Raw genomic sequence first — 19743 nt, forward strand, 5'->3', positions numbered from 1 at the left:
TGAAACAGGTTGAAACAAACTTATAGGAGGCAATTCCGCAGTGCCATCATTCACCTGAGTGAAAACCGCCTTTGGCGGACTGGCGGCTGAACTACGGATACGAACGGTATAAAAGTACAAATGGATGAGTAACTTATCGAGGCAAAGCGCTGGCGCTTGAAAGCCGCTGGAAAGTTGACGCATGCAGGAGGAGAGATGCACCAGGTTTCACGCTATGCAGTAGGCGAAGGGCTGGACGCTGAACGCCAGTTGCTGGAGCACATCCAGCAGGGGGCAGCGGAATGTGGGTTGCTCCTGTGGCGACCGAGGGAAGCTGCGCTGGTCATGCCACAACGCATGAGTCGGCTGGCCGGGTTCGCCGCCGCCGGCTCGGAGTGCCAGGCGTTGGGCTGGCCGATCGCCTTGCGCGACAGCGGCGGTGAGCCCGTGCCGCAATCGCCGGCAGTGCTGAATGTGGCGCTGGTTTACGCGCTGCCGCCCCGCGAGAGCGAGCTGACCCGGATCGAGAACGCCTACCTGCGACTCTGCCAGCCGATGCTCGACTGGCTCGCCGGCATGGGGCTGGAAGGCGGGCTGGGCGAGGTGGACGGCGCATTCTGCGACGGCCGTTACAACGTCACCCTGGAGGAACGCAAACTGGTCGGCACCGCCCAGCGCTGGCGACGCCGGCGCGACGATGGCCGGCATGTGGTACTGGCCCATGCCGCCGTGCTGATGGAAAACCAGCGCGAACCCATGGTTGAGGTAGTGAATACCTTCTATCAGGGCTGCGAGCTGGATAATCGCTGCCGCGCCAGCAGCCATATCGCCCTGGACGAGTGCGTGGGGCAGGTGTGGAGCCGGCTTGATTCACTGCGGGATTGCTATCGCCGGACGCTGGCCGAGGCAGGGCTGAATCTGGAATGAGCAGGCAGTGAAGTGAGAGTCTTTCGTCAGTGAATAGAAGTAATTCACATTCGGTATCGAATATCGCTTGACTGAAAAATGAGAATCATTATTATTCCAATCACTGGCCTCGCGGCCAGCTGGATAAGCTGACAAGCCCAGTTTCGGACTCATCAGATTATCTCCTCATCAGGCTAATCACGGTTATTGACCCGGCAATTTGCCGGGTCTTTTTTTGCCTGCGAATTCATTCGCCAGGCGGGACGCAGTCCTGCCGTAGGTTGGTCCGAGGAACGAGGCCCAACAGAGACTTCCGGGAATCGTTGGGTTTCGCTGCGCTCTACACCAACCTACGGGAGGTTTGAGTGGGGCGTCGGCACTCATTTGTAGGGGCGAATTCATTCGCCAGGCGAGACGCAGTCCCGCCGTAGGTTGGTCCGAGGAACGAGGCCCAACAGCAGACTTCCGGGAATCGTTGGGTTTCGCTGCGCTCTACACCAACCTACGGGAGGTTTGCGTGAGGCGTCGGCACTCATTTGTAGGGGCGAATTCATTCGCCAAGCAGGCCGAAGGTCTGCCCATCGGATTTGCAGGGATCAATGCCCCTTCGCCTTCCTGATCCGCAGGACGATCGCGCCCAGGATCAGCACCACCACCGGCGTCATCACCAGGATCGCCGTCTTCGGCGACACATCCAGGCCGATGGTGTGCAGGCCGCCGTAGAACAGCTTGAACAGGCTCAGCAGGTAGTAGCTGATGGCGATGATCGACAGGCCTTCCACCGCCTTCTGGATCTTGATCTGGGTATCGGCGCGGGCGTTCAGGCTGCGCAGGATCTCCGAGTTCTGTTCTTCCACCTCCACATTGACCCGTGCCCGTAGCAGGTCACTGAGGTTGGCCACGCTCTGGCCCAGGCGCACCAGGCGCTGGTCGGTGGCCGCGCAGTAGCGCACGGTGGGACGGAAACGGCGTTCGATGAACACCCCCAGGCGCTGGCAATCATCGATGTGGGATTCGCGCAGCTCATTGATGCGCTCGAAGACGATCTGCGCGTACGCCTCCGTGGCGCTGAAGCGCTGGCGGGTGCGGGCGGTGCTGCGCACGATGCGGGCGGAGAGGGCGGCGATATCCGTCGACAGCTCCTTGGCGCTGCCTTTGCCCTCGGCGTTGCGGTCGGAGAGTCGGGCCAGTTCCTTGTCGTATTCCTTCAACTGCACGCTCACCGCCTGGGCAACCGGCAGGGTGAGCGAGGCCATCATGCGGTACGTCTCGATTTCCAGGAGGCGGCGGATCATCCGGCCCAGGCGGTAGGCATTGAGCCGGCGGTTGACCAGCAGGATGCGGTTCACGCCGTCTTCGCTCAGGCGGAAGTCCGACCAGGCGATGGCATCGCCGCCGCCCAGGGTGGAACCGGATGGGTCCTTGAACCCGTACGCGGCGGTGTCGCCCGCCCAGTTCGTATCCGACTCCACCAACACCTGGTCGGCATTGATCAGCAGGTGGCGATGGTCGGCCACCAGGCTTTCCAGCGCTGCCGGCAGAGGTGGCCAGAAGTCATCGCCCGCGTTGCGCGGTACCACCAGGGTGAGGGTGAAGAACTCGGTATGGCGTTCCCATTTCAGGGTGTTCTCGCCCATGCGCAGCAGGCCCTGGGAACCATTGCTGGCCAGTGGCGCGTCGGCGGTCTGGTTGAGGCGCTCGACCAGGGCGTCGCAGACGTCCTCGGCATCGGAAAAGGCGAAGTGATAGACGTTGGCCGGATCACGGAAATAGATCGACGGCCGCGAGTGCAACTCGTTATGCAGGGCTTTGCGAAGTGGATGCATGGGGACTTCTGCGAGCAGGGAGGTTTTCTTCGATGACGCGGCCAGGTCATGGCGCGGTCACACTCGCGAAGAACTTGCGACAGGAGCCACCGACCAGTCGGGGCGGGTAGCCCTTCAGGCCGGTGGCGACGGGGAGTGGCGACGAAGTCGCCTGATGACGCTCCTGAGTCTTGTGGACCCCTAGGCGCGAAACTGTTGCATCAGACCCTGCTGATGGTTGGCCAGTTCGTTGAGCTGGCGACTGACCCGGGCCGATTGCTCGGCCTGCCCGGAGAGCGATTCTGTCACGTCGCGGATGGCTTCGACGTTGCGATTGATCTCGTCTGCGACGCTGCTCTGTTCCTCGGCGGCACTGGCAATCTGCAGGTTCATCTCGGTGATCAGGTTGACGGCATCGCTGATGCGCTCCAGGGCGGCCACAGCCTGCTGCACCTGGCTCACGTTTTCCTGGGCCAGGCCGTGGCTGCCGTGCATGGCCTGGGTCACGTCGCGGGTGCCGTTCTGCAGGTTGTCGATCACCTGGCGGATCTCTTCCACCGAGTCCTGGGTACGCCGCGCCAGGCTGCGCACCTCGTCGGCCACCACGGCGAAACCGCGCCCGGCGTCGCCAGCGCGTGCGGCCTCGATGGCGGCATTCAGTGCCAGCAGGTTGGTCTGTCCGGCGATGGAGAGAATCACCTCCAACACCGAACCGATCTGCTCGCTGTTCTGGGCCAGTATCTGCAACTGGCTCATGGCTTCGCTCATGTCCCGCGCCTGCGCGTGGATGGCGTTGGTGGTGCGGGTGATCACCTCCAGGCCTTCGCGACTGGCCTGGTCGGCGTTACGCGCTGCATCCGCGGCCTGGGCCGCACTCTGCGCCGAGGCGTTGGCCGTGGCAGACATCTCGTGAAGGGCGGTGGCCACCTGGTCGATCTCGCGGAACTGCTGCTGCATGCCTTCGCTGGTCTGGCGCGCGATCAGCGCCGACTGGTCGGCGGTGTCACGGGCATCGCGCACCGAACCCTGGACCTTGGCGATCACCGGTTGCAACTTGTCGAGGAAGCGATTGAAGGCCAGCGCCAGGCGGCCCAGTTCGTCACGCCGGGCGTAGGTCAGACGGCGGGTGAGGTCGCCTTCTCCGTCGGCGATGTCCTCCAGCATGCCGGCTAGGCGCAACAGCGGACGCGTCACGCCACGGGCAGCCAGCCAGATCATGGCAACTCCGAGCAGGGCTGCGACCGAGCCGAGGATGAATTCCAGCGCCGAGCTTTGCAGGCGTTCGTCATCCATCTGGACTTTCAGGGCTTCGGCGGGCGCCAGCAGTACCCGCTGCGGCACGCCCAGCAACACGCCCCAAGGCTTGGTCCCGGCGATGGGCGAGAGGGGTTCGAGCACGCTGATCTGCCCCTTGTCGATAAAGGCATGGGGCTCGCTACGGCCGAGGAATTCGAGGACTTCGGTGGCCTGGTCCGGCAGCACCGCCTGGAGGCGCTTGCCCAGCTGGGCGGCATCCTGGCTATGGCCGGCAACCACGCCGGATGGGCTGACGATGCTGATGCGGCCATTGCCCTCATAGAGTTCACGGCTGCTGGTCAGCGCGTCCTGTTGCAGGCTGTCGAGACTGATATCGAGGCCGATAACCGCCAGCACCTTGCCATTCTCCAGCAGCGGGAACGCGATGCTGGTGACCAGCCTGCGAGCGCCCGAAGATTCGTCGAAGTACGGCTCCAACAAGCACAGCTGCCCGCTGTCGCGCGGGCAGGTGAAAAAGGCGTTGAAGGGCGCGCCGCTTGGACCGGGAGAGGTATCGGCCAGCAGCTTCTCGTCGCCCGGCACGGCTTGTAGTTCGCCCGGTTTGGCTTGCAGCCAGTACAGGGCGAAGCGCCCGGCATCGTTGCTGCCGAGCTCGTTGCGACCTTGGAATTCTGCGTCGCGGCCATCGAGGGCATCGGGCTGGAAGATCAGGAACAGCCCGAGCAGCTCCGGACGCTGCTCCACGGCCTTGCGCAGTTCCCCGGCCAGTTCGCCCCGCAGGGTTTCAGCACTGATCTCGCCGCGTGCGGCACGCTCGCGCAGATAGAGCAGGTGCCGTGCCAGGCCGAGGCCATATTCGTGGGTGCGGGTGAAGCTGCGCTGGATCTGCAGGGCCTGGACCCTACCCTGGGCCTCCAGATTGAGGCGCGCGGCTTCGGCGAGCATGCGCCCGCTGGAATCCTTGACCCGCTCGGTGCTGGCGCGGGTCTGGTAGAGCGACAGGCCGACCAGCAGTCCAACCACCAGGATCAGGCAGAGGCTCGCCAGAAGGGTGATCTTGCTTTGGATGCTTAGGCTGGGGCTGGACATGGGCGCGATCGCTTGGGAGGCCGGGGCGTTGCCGCCCCGGAAGGGTCAGAAGACGGTGACGAACACCAGCTGGCTGTAGAGGTTGCTGTCGTCGCCGCCGAGCTGGGTGCCGCCTTCATCGGCGCTGCGGTCTGGCTTGTAGAGGCCGACCACGGGCATGACGATCAGATTTTCGCTCACAGCCCACTCGGCGTAGAGGTCCACCTCGCGGCCGTCGAAGTTGCCCAGGTCGCGGTCCAGGGTGTTGAAGTCGAACCACAGGGCGCCAAGGCTCAGGTTCTCCAGCGGCGTCACCTTGAAGGCGACGTGGTGGACCTGGGTATTGGAGTTGAACGGGCCGGCGTAGTTGCCCGCCACCTCGCCCTGGAACCAGGTGCCGTAGCCACGGCTGAAGCCGGTGAACAGCGGGTCGTAACCTTCCGAGAAGCGGCTGTAGCGGTAGTTCACGCTCGGGCTCCAGGCCACGTCGGAGAAGGTCCAGCCGGCTTCCAGGTACCAGGCGTTCTCGTCGTCGACGTCCTTTTTGTCCTGCCAGGCGTATTCAGCGGAGAGGAACAGGTTCTCGACCCCGGCATTGCCCTGGCCACGCACGCTGTAGGTCTTCATGCCGTCGCGTTCGGCCTGGAAGGGCGATGCGAATTCTTCGTCGATATCGCGGATATCGATGGCGGTCAGGCCCAGGGTGCCGGCTTCGGAAACATGTTCCAGGTTGCCCACCAACAACTCGGGCTTGGCCTGGGCGCGGTTGTCGGACTTCAGCCACATCAGGTCGCCGCGCAGGCCGTCCTTGCCGCCGAGGCGAAGCACGGCGGTCTGATCGAAGGCTTTACGCGCGGCCAGCCAGTAGGCGCCACCACGGTTGAACTCGCCGTCGGCCAGGCCTTTACCGAGGTTCAGGGCATCGCCATTGATGAGGAAGCCGTCGCCGATCATCAGGTTCTGGCGGCCGAAGGAGAAGTCCACGCCGTCTTCGCCCAGAGCGTCGAACAGTTGGCCGGAACGCCAGCCGAGGTAGGCGTCTTCGATCTTGGTGGTGCGCTCGGAACCATCGGTGAAGCCAGCCGCGTCACCGTCACCCCAGGTGCCCGAGCTGAGCATGTTGAAGGCGCCATAGCTGGTGCCGGCCCCCGCCAGCCCCTGGTCGAAGCTGATGCCGTACTTGGCATAACCCTCGCGCCACGACGACGACCCCTCGCTCTTCGAGCCAGCGGTGGCGTAGTTCTCCTGGCTGTGGAAGAAGCCGTACACGGCCTCCAGGGTTGCATTCAGATGGGTGTCTTCGTCGGCGTACAGCTCGTAAGCACCCGCCTGAGTAGCGGCACCTACCAACAGCGCCAGGGTTGAGAGTCGGAACAGGTTCGACCGGAACATCGCGAGGCATCCTTCTTTTTGGAATTGGCAGCGGAGCGTTTCTGCGTCCGGATACTAAGGAGTTGCCGCGCGCTGGCCTTGTGCCTGCTTGCCAAGGGCTTGAGGCTGCGTGCCAGAATCAGCAGGGACTGCCAGTGTGGCTTTTGTTGTGGGGGCGAATTCATTCGCTATGCGGGACGCAGTCCCGCCGTAGGTTGGTCCGAGGAACGAGGCCCAACGAGTGGGAGCGCGCGTTGGGCTTCGCTTCGCTCTGCCGCAACCTACGGTCGCACGCGATGTACTGGCACTCATCTGTAGGGGCGAATTCATTCGCCAAGCGGGACGCAGTCCCGCCGTCGGGAGGTCCGAGCAGGCCAAAAAAAAACCGGCCCTAAGGCCGGTCATAAACTCACGCAGCGACTCGGTTTACACGGTTTCGGGGCGTTTCAGCACCAGGGTCAGGATGTCGTAGCTGGCCACCAGCTCGCCGTTCTGGTTGGTGACTTCCACATCCCAGGCGACCACGCCTTGCGGCTCGCCTTTCGGGCTCTTCTTGCCCTGGTCGATCTTGCGCTTGCAGGTCAGGCGCGCCTGGATGGTGTCGCCAATGCCCACCGGAGTGATGAAGCGCAGGCTGTCCAGGCCGTAGTTGGCCAGTACCGGGCCTGGGGCCGGGGAGACGAACAGGCCGGCGGCGGCGGAGAGCACGAAGTAGCCGTGGGCGATGCGCTTGCCGAACTGGGATTCCTTGGCGGCCAGCTCATCGAAGTGCATGTAGAAGTGGTCGCCCGACAGGCAGCCGAAGTTGACGATGTCGGCTTCGGTGACAGTGCGACGGTGGGTCAGCAGGGACTCGCCGACCTGCAGCTCGTCGAAGTAGCGGCGGAACGGATGCACTTCGGTCTCGACCACCTTGGCGCCACGCACGTATTCGCCGGTGACGGCGGCCAGCATGGTGGGCGAACCCTGGACGGCGGCGCGTTGCAGGTAGTGCTTCACCGCGCGCAGGCCGCCCAGTTCTTCACCACCGCCAGCGCGGCCGGGGCCGCCGTGCTTGAGCACCGGCAGCGGCGAGCCGTGGCCAGTGGATTCGGCGGCAGATTCGCGGTCGAGGATGTGCAGGCGGCCGTGCAGGGCGGCGGCTTGCGGTACCACGCGGGCGGCCACAGCGGGGTCCTTGGTGACCAGGCTGGCCACCAGACTGCCCTTGCCACGGGCGGCCAGGGCGATGGCTTCGTCGATGTCGTCGTAGGCCATCAGGGTGCTCACCGGGCCGAAGGCCTCGATGTCATGGGCACCGCCTTCGGCGTGCGGGTCGCGGGAGCGCAGCAGGGTGGGCGCGAAGAAGGCGCCTTCGTTAACGCCTTCGCCGCGCGGGGCGAAACCGTCGCGGGCACCGAACAGCAGGTCGCTGCTGGCAAGCAGGGCGTCCAGGCGCTCTGCCACGTCGGTCTGCTGGGCATGGGATGCCAGGGCGCCCATCTTCACGCCTTCCACGGCCGGGTCGCCGACCACCACCTTGGACAGGCGATCGCGCAGGCGTTCAGCCACGGCGTCGATGTGCTTGGCCGGTACGATGGCACGACGGATCGCGGTGCACTTCTGGCCGGCCTTGACGGTCATCTCGCGGGCCACTTCCTTGACGAAGAGGTCGAACTCCGGATCGTCCGGGGTGATTTCCGGAGCGAGGATGGCGCAGTTCAGCGAGTCCGCTTCTGCGTTGAAGGGCACGGAGTTGCGTATCAGGTTGGCGTTCACGCGCAGTTTGGCGGCGGTGTCGGCGGAACCGGTGAAGGTCACCACGTCCTGGCCTTGCAGGCGGTCCAGCAGGTCGCCGGTGCTGCCGATGATCAGCTGCAGGCTGCCTTCCGGAAGTAGGCCGGACTCGTGCATCAGGCGCACGGCGGCTTCGGTCAGGTAGCTGGTGGCGGTGGCCGGTTTGACGATGCAGGGCATGCCGGCCAGGAAGCTCGGGGCGAACTTCTCCAGCATCCCCCAGATCGGGAAGTTGAAGGCGTTGATGTGCACGGCCAGGCCACCGCGCGGCACCAGGATGTGGGTGCCGGCGAAGGTGCCCTGCTTGCCCAGCGGCATGGCCGGGCCTTCGTGGACGATGTTGCCCGACGGCAGTTCGCGGGCGCCGACGCCGGCATAGCTGAACAGGGTGGCGGCGCCGCCCTCGATGTCGATCCAGCTGTCGGCGCGGGTGGCGCCGCTGTGGCGGGACATCGTGTAGAGCTGTTCCTTGTGCTCGGTCAGGTACAGCGCCAGGGCTTTCAGGCGCGCCGCGCGCTGCTGGAAGTCCATGGCCATGAGGCTGGCGATACCGCGTTTGCGGCCATGTTCTACGGCTTCGGAGAAGTCCAGGGCTTCCTCGTGGGTGCGGAAGAGGTCGCTGCCGTCGATGGCGCTGCGCAGAGCCTGGGAACCGTGTTGGCCGATCCAGCGACCGCCGATGAAGCTTTGCAGCGTGGGGGCGTTACTCATGAGGAAATCTCCGTGAAGGGTGCCGGCGCAGAGCACCGGCGTTCATTCTTGGTTCGTAGGAGCGAGCTTGCTCGCGAATCGCGGTTGTTCGCGGCAAGCCCGCTCCTACAGGTTGGGTGCCTTACCAGAGGGCCAGCGTGTAGCCGAGGATCAGGCGGTTTTCATCGATATCGGTATTCAGTCCGTTGCCGGACCTGAAGGTGACGTTGCGCCAGCGCAGACTGAGGCCCTTCACCGGGCCGCTCTGGATCACGTAGGCGAGGTCGCTGTCGCGTTCCCATTCTTCGCCTTCGTCGCCGGTTGCGGTCTTGACGTTGCTGCCGTCGACATAACGGGTCATGAAGGTCAGGCCCGGGATGCCGAGGGCGGCGAAGTCATAGTCATAACGCAGTTGCCAGGCATCTTCCTCGGCGCGGGTGAAGGTATTGAAAGTCACCAGGTTGACCACGTAAGGGTCGCCGCCATTGAGGAAGGGGAAGGCGCTGTCGCCGGACATGCGCTGGAACGCCGCGCTGATCCGGTGGGCGCCCTTGCCCAGGCTGAACATGCCGTTGAAGTTGCGGTTGTCGATCTCACCCGCACGCTCGACGCCATCGCCGCGGCTGTCGAAGTAGCGGATGTCGCTCTTCAGATTGAAGCCCCCTGAGAGCGGTAGCGTGTGCACCAGACCGACGAACTGCTGGCGGTAGATGTCGTCCAGCAGGCCGTAGTAATAGCTCACCGCCAGCTGCGGGTTGATGGCGTAGGTGCCGCCGGCGAAGTCGAAGGCATCGCTGGTGGCGGCGCCTAAACCGATGTCGTCGCGGCCGGAGGAGTCGCGCAGGTTGGTGCGGGTCAGGCGGCCGCCGTTGAAGGTCAGGCCGGCCAGCTCCTGGCTGGTCAGCATGCCACCCTGGAAGGTGGAGGAGAGCAGCCGGGTGTCGTTGTAGCTCGCCACGGGCAGCAGCGGCTGCAGGGTGCCCAGGCGCAGCACGCTCTGAGAGGCGCGCAGCTTGGCGGTCAGGCCCAGCTCGCTGTAGTCGTCCACCGGCTCCTTCGACACCGGGTCGAACGGCAGCAGGCCGGTGCCACGGCGGTCGCGGCTGGAATCCAGCTTCACGCCCAGTTCGCCGATGGCATCCAGGCCGACGCCCACGGTGCCTTCGGTGAAGCCCGACTCGATGCGTGCGGTGAAGCCCTGGCCCCATTCTTCGGCCTTGGACTGGGCGGCGCCTTCCTGGCGGAAGTCGCGATTGATGTAGACGTTGCGCAGCTCCAGGCTGCCCTTGCTGTCTTCGATGAAACCCGCCAGCGCCGAGGTGGCAAAGGGCAGGGTGAGCGCCGCAAGCAGCGGCGCAGTGGTACGGCTTTGGGTCATTGTTCTTGTATCCATCGTCCGGTCGTTCTGGGCTCAGTGGCGGCTGGCGGCGGCTGCGCCGATGCCGGTCATGGAGCGGATGAACTGGGCCAGGTAGCGGCCGCGTTCTTCCTTGGCACGCTCGGAGGCATCGGTCACCGAAAGCAGCCAGGCACTGAAGAACGCCAGGCCCATGGAGAACAGCGCCGGGTTGGAATACGGGAACAGCGCCGTGTCGTGATGCAGCACGTTGACCCAGACAGCCGGGCTCAACACCAGCAGGACGATGGCGGACAGCAGGCCGGCCACGCTGCCGGCGACGGCGCCACGGGTGGTCAGGCCTTTCCAGAACATGGAAAGGAACAGCACCGGGAAGTTGACCGAGGCGGCGATGGCCAGCACCAGGCCGGAGAGGAAGGCGATGTTCTGCGACTCGAACAGCAGGCCGAGGATCACCGCCATTACGCCGATGCAGAGGGTGGCGATACGCGAGACGCGCATTTCCTCACGCTCGCTGGCCTTGCCCTTGCGGATCACGCAGGCATAGAGGTCGTGGGAAACCGCCGAGGCGCCGGACAGCGCGAGGCCGGCCACCACCGCCAGGATGGTGGCGAAGCCCACGGCGGAGATGAAGCCGAGGAACAGGCTGCCGCCAACCGCGTGGGACAGGTGCACCGCAACCATGTTGCCGCCGCCGATGATGGCGCCGGCCGCGTCACGGAATTCTGGGTTGGTGCCGACCATCACGATGGAGCCGAAGCCGACCACGATCAGCAGCAGATAGAAGTAGCCAATGAATCCAGTGGCGTAGAACACCGATTTGCGCGCTTCCTTGGCGTCGCTCACGGTGAAGAAACGCATCAGGATGTGCGGCAGGCCGGCGGTGCCGAACATCATGCCGAGGCCGAGGGAGATCGCGTCGATGGGGTTCGACAGCAGGCCGCCCGGCGCCATGATGGCCGCGCCCTTGGCGTGTACCGAGGCGGCAGCGGAGAACATGGCTTCGGTGCTGAAGCCGAAATGCTTGAGCACCATGAAGGCCATGAAGGTGGTGCCGGAGAGCAGCAGCACGGCCTTGATGATCTGCACCCAGGTGGTGGCCAACATGCCGCCGAAGGTCACGTAGCAGACCATCAGCACGCCCACCAGCATCACGGCCTGGGCGTAGGAGAGGCCGAACAGCAGCTCGATCAGCTTGCCGGCGCCGACCATTTGCGCCACCAGGTACATCAGCGCCACGGTCAGGGTGCCGAAGGCCGCGGTGATGCGGATCGGGCTTTGTTCAAGGCGATAGGACACCACGTCGGCGAAGGTGTACTTGCCGAGGTTGCGCAGGCGTTCGGCAATCAGGAACAGGATGATCGGCCAGCCGGCAAGTACACCCAGGGCGTAAAGCAGGCCGTCGTAGCCGTTCATGAACATCATCGCGGAAATGCCGAGGAAGGACGCCGCGCTGATCATGTCGCCGGCGATAGCCAGGCCGTTCTGGAAACCGGTAAGGCCGCCGCCGGCGGTGTAGAAGTCCGCGGCCGAGCGAGTGCGCAGTGCGGCCCAGCGGGTGATGCCGAGGGTGAAGAGCACGAACGCCAGGAACATGTAGATGGCGTTCCAGTTCAGCGGACGGGCCGCGGCATCGGCCGCGAAGGCGCCCTGGGAAACCACCAGGCCGGTAGCGAGCAGCAGAGAGGCGAGCGCTTTCATTGGCCACTCTCCTGCTTCAGCTTGTCGTTCAACGGGTCGAGGACGTTGGTGCGCTTCACGTAGATGCCGGTGAGCGCGAAGGAGAGCAGGATGATGACCACGCCCACCAGCATGCCCACGCTGGTGACGCCTCCATTGAGGGATTGGCCGAGCACGCCGGGGGCGAAGGCCACCAGCAGCACGAAGCCGTAGTAGATCACCAGCATGGCGGCGGTCAGCGTCCAGGTCAGGCGCTGCTTGCGGCGGACCAGCTGGATGAAGTCCGGGTTCTCCCGGATGCGATCGAGGTCTTGCGGGGTCATGGGTTGCTCTCTCTTTTTGTGATTGTCGAGGCGCCCGTTCGACGGCCGACGGCAAGGCTGCTTGTGTCGAACGGGGTACTGCTGGTGCTGCTTGTAGGAGCCAGCTTGCTGGCGAACAGGTTCTGCCAAACAGCTTCGCGAGCAAGCTCGCTCCTACGGGTGTCGCTTACAGCTGGTCGAAGTCCAGAACCACTTTTTCGCTGATCGGGAAGGTCTGGCAGGACAGCACGTAGCCGGCGGCCACTTCGTAGTCCTCCAGGGCGAAGTTGCTGTCCATCTCCACCTCACCTTCGACCACCTTGCACTTGCAGGTGGAGCACACGCCGGCCTTGCAGGAGTAGGGCAGTTCCATGCCCTGGGCGTTGCCGGCGTCCAGCACGCTGACGCTGTTGCGTGGCAGTTCGAAGGTCATTTCGCGGCCATCGCTGATCACGGTGACCTGGCTGCTGGCGCCGTCAGTGGCGCGGGCGGCTTCGCGGGCCTCACGCTTGGCGCTGCTGCCGGCGGCGGCGAACAGTTCGAAGTGAATGCGTTCGGCGGCCATGCCGTTGGCCTTGAGCTGGTCGCGGACGGTCTCGGTCATGGCCTGCGGGCCGCAGATGAAGGCGGCGTCGAGGGCCTTGACGTCGATCCAGCGGGAGAACAGCTGGCCGCACTTGTCGGCGTCGATCCGGCCGTTGTAGAGGTCCACGTCCTGTTGCTCGCGGCTGAACACGAAGATCAGGTTGAGGCGCTGCAGGTAGGTGTTCTTCAGGTCTTCCAGCTGCTCGCGGAACAGTGCCGAAGCGCTGGAGCGGTTGCCGTAGATCAGGGTGAAGCGGCTGTTCGGCTCGCTTTCCAGGGTGGTCTTGATGATCGACAGGATCGGCGTGATGCCACTGCCGGCTGCCACTGCCAGGTAGTTGCCGTGACGCGCGGCGTCCAGCTCGACGAAGAAGTGGCCGGAGGGCGGCATCACTTCCAGGCTATGGCCGGCTTTCAGGCTTTCATTGGCATAGGCGGAGAAACGGCCGCCGGCCACGCGCTTGATCGCCACCCGCAGCTCGCCGTCATTGACGCCGGTGCAGATGGAATAGGAGCGGCGCACTTCCTCGCCGTCCATCTGGGTACGCATCACCAGGTGCTGGCCCTGGGTGAAGCGGAACGCCTCGGTCAGGTCGGCGGGAATGTCGAAGGCGATGGAGACCGCATCGCGGGTTTCCGGGCGTACTTCTTTGATCTTCAGGCTGTGGAACTTGCTCATTGTTCTTCTCCTGCGGCATTGCCGCGCGGAGGGCGAATACAAACGACGCGAGCGAAGGTCAGGCTAGGCGGAAGCAGCCGAGGAAGCGGAGTTTACGTCTGTAAATGAGCATTCCGAGGCTGTTTCCAACGACGCATGGCCGAGCGCAGTAGTTTGTGTTCGTCCTCCTAGATGCACTTGAAATAGTCGAACGGCTCTAGGCAGTCGCGGCAGCGGTACAAGGCTTTGCACGCGGTGGAGCCAAACTGGCTGAGCAGTTCTGTGTGGGCGCTGCCGCACTGCGGGCAGCACACATCGCCGGCGTCGCCCATCAGGCTGCGCTTGCTGGTGCTGCCGGCCGGCGGGGCGATGCCGTAGGCGCGCAGGCGCTCGCGGCCGTCGGTGCTGATCCAGTCGGTGGTCCAGGCCGGCGTCAGGCGGCGCTCCAGTTTCGGCGCGGCGAAGCCAGCACCTTCCAGGGCCTGCTCGATGTCGTGCTCGATCACCTCGGTGGCCGGGCAGCCGGAGTAGGTCGGGGTGACCACCACATGCAGGTGGCCGTCCTGCCAGTCGAGGCCACGGACGATGCCGAGGTCGACCACGCTGACCACCGGCACTTCCGGGTCCATCACCTCGCCCAGCACCGACCAGGCGCGCGCCAGATCATCTGGCGCGCCAGGCCTTGCGCCACGGTCGCTGGTAATCAGCTCACCAGGACGCATCGGGGTGGGCCCGCTGGAGGAATTGCATTTCGGCCAGCAGCAGACCGAGGTGCTCGGTGTGCAGGCCCTTGCGGCCGTTCAGGTAGAAGTAGCTGGCCGGCTCAGGCATCGGCAGGGTGGCGCTGGCGAAGATGTCGGCAACCTTGGACTTCCAGGCTGCGGCGATTTCCACCGGGTTCGGCGCAATGCCGGCCTCGAACAGGCGCTGTTCCACGTCGTCGCCGTTCACCAGTTCGACGGTGAAGCGCCAGACATCACCGATCGCTGCCAGCATGCGCTTGTGGCTTTCTTCGGTGCCGTCGCCCAGGCGCTCGACCCACTCGCTGGAGCGGCGCAGGTGATAGGTGACTTCCTTCAGGGCCTTGGCAGCGATGCCGGCGACGCGCTCGTCGCTGGACTGCGAGAGGCCATGCAGGACCTGGAAGTGCCAGGCGTCGAAGAAGAATTGCTTGGTGATGGTCACGGCGTAGTCGCCGTTGGGCTGTTCCACCAGCAGCAGGTTGCGGTAGGCGCGCTCGTCGCGGCGGAAGGCCAGATGATCGGCGTCACGGCCGTCTTCCAGCAGTTCGGCGGCGTAGTCCAGCCAATTGCGGGCCTGGCCCACCAGGTCGAGGCCGACGTTCATCAGCGCCAGCTCTTCTTCCAGTGCCGGGGCGTGGCCGCACCATTCGCACAGGCGCTGGCCCTGGATCAGGGCGCTGTCGCCGAGGCGCAGCAGGTATTGAATGAGGTCTTCGCGTTGAGTCATGGCAGCGGCCTCACATGTGGCCGACTTCGGCCGGCAGCTCGTAGAAGCTGGCGTGGCGGTAGACCTTGTCCTGGGACGGGTCGAACAGCGGCTCTTTCTCGTCCGGCGAGGAAGCGGTGATCAGCGCGGACGGCACGACCCAGAGGCTCACGCCCTCATTGCGGCGGGTGTACAGCTCGCGGGCGTTCTCGATGGCCATGCGCGCATCGGCGGCATGCACGCTGCCGACGTGCTTGTGGTTCAGGCCGTGCTTGCTGCGCACGAAGACTTCAAAAAGGGTCCACTCAGACATGATTCTTATCTCCTCGAGACGGCTTACGCGGCGTCGCGTTTCTGTTGTTGTTTACGGGCATGGGCGACAGCGGCTTCGCGGACCCAGGCGCCGTCTTCGATGGCCTTGCGGCGGGTGGCGACGCGCTCGACATTGCACGGGCCGTTGCCCTTGAGCACTTCGTAGAATTCTTCCCACTGGATGTCGCCGAAGTCGTAGTGGCCGCGTTCCTCGTTCCACTTCAGGTCCGGGTCCGGGGCGGTGCAGCCGAGCAGTTCCAGCTGCGGCACGGTCTGGTCGATGAAGCGCTGGCGCAGTTCGTCGTTGCTCTGGCGCTTGATCTTCCAGGCCATGGACTGGGCACTGTTGGGGGAGTCGGCGTCGCTCGGGCCGAACATCATCAGCGACGGCCACCAGAGGCGGTTGATGGCGTCCTGGACCATGTCCTTCTGGGCCTGGGTGCCGTGACGCATCATGTGCAGGAGGATTTCGTAGCCCTGGCGCTGGTGGAAGGACTCTTCCTTGCAGATGCGGATCATGGCGCGGGAGTAGGGGCCGTAGGAGGTCCGCTGCAGCACCACCTGGTTGACGATGGCGGCGCCATCCACCAGCCAGCCCACGGCGCCCATGTCGGCCCAGCTCAGGGTCGGGTAGTTGAAGATGCTCGAGTACTTGGCCTTGCCGCTGTGCAGCTTGGCGACCTCAGCGTCGCGGTCGGCGCCCAGGGTTTCCATGGCGCTGTACAGGTAGAGGCCGTGGCCGGCTTCGTCCTGGATCTTGGCCATCAGTTGCAGCTTGCGTTTCAGGGTCGGGGCGCGGGTCACCCAGTTGCCCTCGGGCAGCATGCCGACGATCTCTGAGTGGGCGTGCTGGGAAATCTGGCGGATCAGAGTCTGCCGGTAAGCGTCCGGCATCCAGTTCTTCGCTTCGATCTTGATCTCCGCGTCGATCTTCTCCTGGAAGGCGCGTTCTTCGGAGGACATCTCCTCCAGCGCTTTCACGCGCTTCACGCCGGTCTCAACCAATTGTGCGTACATGCCGTTCTCCAGCCATGCAGGGTTCGTGGGGTGGCTTGGCCATGGCGCTATTTTTAAATGATACGAAATCAAATATCAAACACTAAATCATGTATCGAATATGGTTTTTGTATCGCTTTGATGAGAGATTAGGGTGAGCTTCGGGCATAAGGCGACAGGTATCAGCCTCTCACCTGTAGGAGCGAATTCATTCGCTAAAGCGCTCGAGATGCGGAGGTGATGCCCATTCCAGAGCGCCCGCAGCCAGTCATGCGAATGAATTTTCTCCCACGGAAAATGCCCACAATCCTGTATCGGATGATGTGATACAGGAGTTGTGATGTTTTTGGTTGCAAAGTGGATGGTTATCGCGCCAGGCGACAATCGGGAGGCTCGTCTAGAGTTTCAGGCGACGAATGGAGGAGGGTGGGACCATGGGATGTCCGCAGGTGTGCAGCGGTGCGACGCTGCAATGCAGTTTCGGCGTAGCGCCGACGGTACTGAACGTGTTGCCGGTGAACCGCACCCTGACGGGTGGAATGCCGGCGGCGAACATCATGGATCACATCCCCCTGGTGAACATTCCCACCTTCGGCATGTGCCAGAGCCTGGCCAATCCCACGGTGGCCGCCGCCACTGCTGCCGCCCTTGGCGTGTTGACCCCGATGCCCTGCATACCGGCCACGGCGGCGCCCTGGATTCCCGGCGGCGCACCCACTGTGCTGCTGGGCAACATGCCGGCGTTGGATTCCAACAGCACGCTCATGTGTAGCTGGGCGGGGGTGATCAAGATACAAGTGCCTGGGCAGATGCAGATGCTGATTCCCTAGGCCGCCGCAGGGCCTGGTTCGCGAGCAAGCTCGCTCCTACAAAGGAATAGCGTCCGGCTGCGAGATGCGAATGTAGGAGCCGGCTTGCCGGCGAATGGCTGGTTCGGTTCGCGAGCAAGCGCGCTCCTATAGGGAAGGAGTCAGGCTTCTGCCGGCTCGCTCCAGCGTCGCCACCACCACCGCAGTCGGGAGATGGGCTTGCCATCGGTGTCCAGCGGTCGACCGTCTTCGGCGAAGGGTTGGCCCGGTTCCAGTAACTGCCCTTTCAGATAGCGACTACGCAGGGCCACCTGGCCATTGCCGTGGAAGCGTTGGTAGGGACCGTCGCGCACACCGTCGCGATACTGCTCGATTTCCGCGACGCTGCCGTCCGGGTAATAGCTGGTCGCCTCTCCATGCATCAGCCCTTGGCGATAACTCACCTTGCGCTGGAGCCAGCCTTCCGGCGCGTGGAAGGTCGCTACGCCATGCAGTTTGCCGCGCATGTACGGCATCTGTGCAGATACGCGGCCGTTGGGGTGGAAAAGGGTGGTCGGACCATTCAGCTCGCCCTGGCTGTAGCTGAGTTGGGCCTGGGGGCGGCCGGCGTCCTCGATGCGCACCGGCCCTTCCAGATCGCCGTCCTGCAGGTTGCCCTGCATGCGACTGTCGCCACGGGTGAGGTCGAGCTTGCCGGATTGCGCCATGGTCAGTTCACCTTCACCAGGCCGCCCTTGATGGTCAGCATTCCGCCGCCGTCCACGGTCTGTTCGGCGCTGGCCTTGTTGGTCAGGCTGATGCCAGCGTCGTTGGTCAGAGTGGTGCCGGCCTTGTTGTCCAGCGACGTGCCCGCCTGGTTGGTGAGGGAGGTGCCGGCTTTCTGGGTGATGGAGGTTCCGGCCTGGGCGGCGAGGTCGGCATCGCTCTTGAGGGTCAGGCTGCCGCCGCTTTGCAGGGTGAGGGTACCGCTGACCTTGATGGTCAGGTTGCCGTCTACGGTGAGCTCGTAGTTACCCGTCACTTTGTGGCTGTAGTTGCCGCCGGTGCTGTGGGTCTGGTCGGCACCCACCGTTACCGTGCGGCTGTCCTTCACATCCAGGCTGTCGCTGCCGGTCTGGATGGTGACGCTGCGCTTGCCCTTCTCCAGCGTGACGGTCTCGTCGCCCTCCTTGACCGTGCGCGTGCGGGCGTTCTGCACCGTGAGGGTTTCGTCGTGGCCGATGGTGGCGGTGCTGTCGTTGAGCACATTCACCTTCATGTCCTTCTGCGCCTGCAGGAACACCTCTTCGGCGTCCTTCTTGTCTTCGAAGCGCAACTCGTTGAAGCCGCCGCCACCTTTGGAGGAGTTGGTCTTGATACCGGACTGGGTCTGGTTGTCCGGCAGGGCGTAGGGCAGGGTGTTGTCGCCGTTGTAGACGCAGCCGGTCACCAGCGGCCGGTCCGGGTCGCCATCGATGAAGGTGACGATCACCTCCTGGCCAATGCGCGGGATGAACTGCATGCCGAAGCCCTTGCCGCTCCAGGGCAGCACCACGCGTACCCAGCAAGAGGACGTCTCATCATTCTTGCCGTCGCGGTCCCAGGGGAACTGGATCTTGATGCGGCCATATTGGTCGGTCCAGATTTCCTCGCCGCTCTTGCCCACCACCACTGCTGTCTGGGTATGCATGCGCGGCTTGGGTGTGATGCGCGGCGGGCGATAGTGGGTGGCCTTGGGAATGGCTTCGAAGCGATTGCGGTAGTGCTCGTGGCTGGCCTCGTGGGTGACCGACGTCACCACCCAATCCATGTTGAGCGAGGCGTCGTCATGGCCGCTCAGGGTGAACCAGTGTCCTGGCACCAGCCAACGACAGTCGCTCTCGCCGATGAAACGCTTCTCCTGGCTGCGCAGCTCATCCACCCGCTGCTTGGACAGTGCATCACCACGGGCCTTGGCGGTATAGCCGCCCGGATGCTCGTACCTCGATCGAGTTCCGGACACCGCTTCGGCCTGGCTGTAGAGCGACGTGGTCGGCGTGGTGAATTCGTAATCCGTGGCGCTGTAGATCCCAGCCACCGCCTGCAGGCACAGCTGCCCGGAACGCACCCCGTGCAGCTCCCGCACACCGATCTCCTGGCCCAGATAAGGCACCTTCGGCCCGTTGGGAATCGGCGGAAACGCGTCGTTGCTGTCGCCCAGTACCAGGGTGTGCTTGCCGTCCTCGTGGGTGAAGAACCAGAAAATACCTTCCTCCTCCAGCAGCCGAGAAACGAAGGCGAAATCGGTTTCGCCGTACTGCACACAGTATTCGCGCGGGCTGTAGCTGCCGCTGAGCTTCAGCTGGTAGTCGCTGAAGCCATGGGCCGTGAAGATGCCGGTGACGATGTCGCTGGTGGTCTTGTTCTGGAACACCCGGTTGTTGCTGGCCAGGGTCAGCCACCAGAGCCAGGGGCGCAGTGCCAGCTGATAACGCTCGGCGGTGACATCGGCGGGGAGCTGGTGGATTTCGGCGACCAGGGCATCGAGGGCACGCTGGTTGGCGTCGTTGTGGAGGGTGGTGGTGAGGTGGGTGGCGACTGCATTGGCCAGTACCAGGGCGGTGGAGCTGCTGCCATTCAGGGTCAACGCACCAAGTGCATTTAAGGTCTCGTAGCCGGAAAAATCGTACGGATACAGATCCGCAAGGCTGGTTGCCTTGAGCGAGAGGCTGGTATTGGAGTCAGTAGGGCGAGTCATCTTGGGTCAGCGTAACGCTTCTCCGTC

16 protein-coding genes are annotated in these 19743 nt (G+C 64.2%); 2 read left to right on the forward strand and 14 right to left on the reverse strand.

Annotation, left to right across the window (positions count from 1 at the left end):
- Positions 1-195: 195 nt before the first annotated feature.
- Positions 196-906: a lipoate--protein ligase family protein gene (locus E8E95_RS01715; RefSeq protein WP_280347671.1), complete on the forward strand. Its 711-nt coding sequence runs from the start codon at positions 196-198 to the stop codon at positions 904-906.
- Between the two features lie 575 nt (positions 907-1481).
- On the opposite strand, the gene E8E95_RS01720 is transcribed toward E8E95_RS01715, so the two are convergent.
- The 12 genes from E8E95_RS01720 to paaA all read right to left on the reverse strand — a co-directional run bounded on the left by E8E95_RS01720 (position 1482) and on the right by paaA (position 16212).
- Positions 1482-2711 carry a DUF3422 domain-containing protein gene (locus E8E95_RS01720; protein WP_280347672.1) on the reverse strand — a complete coding sequence of 410 codons (1230 nt, stop codon included), beginning with the start codon at positions 2709-2711 and terminating at the stop codon, positions 1482-1484.
- Positions 2712-2891: 180 nt separating this feature from the next.
- Positions 2892-5036 carry a methyl-accepting chemotaxis protein gene (locus E8E95_RS01725; RefSeq protein ID WP_280347673.1) on the reverse strand — a complete coding sequence of 715 codons (2145 nt, stop codon included), beginning with the start codon at positions 5034-5036 and terminating at the stop codon, positions 2892-2894.
- A gap of 45 nt (positions 5037-5081) precedes the next feature.
- A complete protein-coding gene (locus E8E95_RS01730; RefSeq protein WP_280347675.1) occupies positions 5082-6407 on the reverse strand; it encodes a hypothetical protein in 1326 nt (441 codons plus the stop codon).
- 405 nt (positions 6408-6812) lie between these two features.
- Positions 6813-8873: a phenylacetic acid degradation bifunctional protein PaaZ gene (gene paaZ, locus E8E95_RS01735; RefSeq protein WP_280347676.1), complete on the reverse strand. Its 2061-nt coding sequence runs from the start codon at positions 8871-8873 to the stop codon at positions 6813-6815.
- 121 nt (positions 8874-8994) lie between these two features.
- Entirely contained in the window at positions 8995-10230 is a 1236-nt protein-coding gene (locus tag E8E95_RS01740) for an OprD family porin (RefSeq protein ID WP_280347677.1), read from the reverse strand.
- A gap of 33 nt (positions 10231-10263) precedes the next feature.
- Positions 10264-11910, reverse strand: coding sequence for a cation acetate symporter (locus E8E95_RS01745; protein ID WP_280347678.1), 1647 nt, complete (start codon positions 11908-11910; stop codon positions 10264-10266).
- Positions 11907-12212 carry a DUF485 domain-containing protein gene (locus E8E95_RS01750; RefSeq protein WP_179062602.1) on the reverse strand — a complete coding sequence of 102 codons (306 nt, stop codon included), beginning with the start codon at positions 12210-12212 and terminating at the stop codon, positions 11907-11909. The genes E8E95_RS01745 and E8E95_RS01750 overlap by 4 nt, the downstream gene beginning before the upstream one ends.
- 166 nt (positions 12213-12378) lie before the next feature.
- Positions 12379-13455 (reverse strand): 1,2-phenylacetyl-CoA epoxidase subunit PaaE, encoded by a 1077-nt coding sequence (paaE, locus tag E8E95_RS01755; RefSeq protein WP_280347680.1) that lies wholly within the window; start codon positions 13453-13455, stop codon positions 12379-12381.
- A 167-nt stretch (positions 13456-13622) separates the two neighbouring features.
- Positions 13623-14156, reverse strand: a complete 534-nt coding sequence (gene paaD / locus E8E95_RS01760) for a 1,2-phenylacetyl-CoA epoxidase subunit PaaD (RefSeq protein ID WP_271472279.1) — start codon at positions 14154-14156, stop codon at positions 13623-13625.
- Positions 14143-14904, reverse strand: coding sequence for a 1,2-phenylacetyl-CoA epoxidase subunit PaaC (gene paaC / locus E8E95_RS01765; RefSeq protein WP_280347681.1), 762 nt, complete (start codon positions 14902-14904; stop codon positions 14143-14145). Before paaC ends, paaD begins: the two co-directional genes overlap by 14 nt.
- A 10-nt stretch (positions 14905-14914) precedes the next feature.
- On the reverse strand, positions 14915-15196 hold the full coding sequence (gene paaB, locus E8E95_RS01770) for a 1,2-phenylacetyl-CoA epoxidase subunit PaaB (protein WP_016493150.1): 282 nt from the start codon (positions 15194-15196) through the stop codon (positions 14915-14917).
- 23 nt (positions 15197-15219) lie between these two features.
- Complete coding sequence (gene paaA, locus E8E95_RS01775) at positions 15220-16212, reverse strand: 1,2-phenylacetyl-CoA epoxidase subunit PaaA (protein ID WP_077526252.1); 993 nt, start codon at positions 16210-16212, stop codon at positions 15220-15222.
- A gap of 413 nt (positions 16213-16625) precedes the next feature.
- Between paaA and E8E95_RS01780 the strand changes: the two genes are divergently transcribed.
- Entirely contained in the window at positions 16626-17021 is a 396-nt protein-coding gene (locus tag E8E95_RS01780; RefSeq protein ID WP_280347683.1) for a DUF4280 domain-containing protein, read from the forward strand.
- Positions 17022-17161: 140 nt separating this feature from the next.
- Here E8E95_RS01780 and E8E95_RS01785 read toward each other — a convergent pair whose 3' ends face one another.
- Positions 17162-17707: a toxin-antitoxin system YwqK family antitoxin gene (locus E8E95_RS01785; protein WP_280347685.1), complete on the reverse strand. Its 546-nt coding sequence runs from the start codon at positions 17705-17707 to the stop codon at positions 17162-17164.
- Between the two features lie 2 nt (positions 17708-17709).
- Positions 17710-19716: a type VI secretion system tip protein TssI/VgrG gene (gene tssI / locus E8E95_RS01790; protein WP_280347687.1), complete on the reverse strand. Its 2007-nt coding sequence runs from the start codon at positions 19714-19716 to the stop codon at positions 17710-17712.
- Positions 19717-19743: the final 27 nt, after the last annotated feature.

This window comes from Pseudomonas sp. BN414 (assembly GCF_029871275.1).
In the GTDB taxonomy this organism is placed as follows: domain Bacteria; phylum Pseudomonadota; class Gammaproteobacteria; order Pseudomonadales; family Pseudomonadaceae; genus Metapseudomonas; species Metapseudomonas resinovorans_C.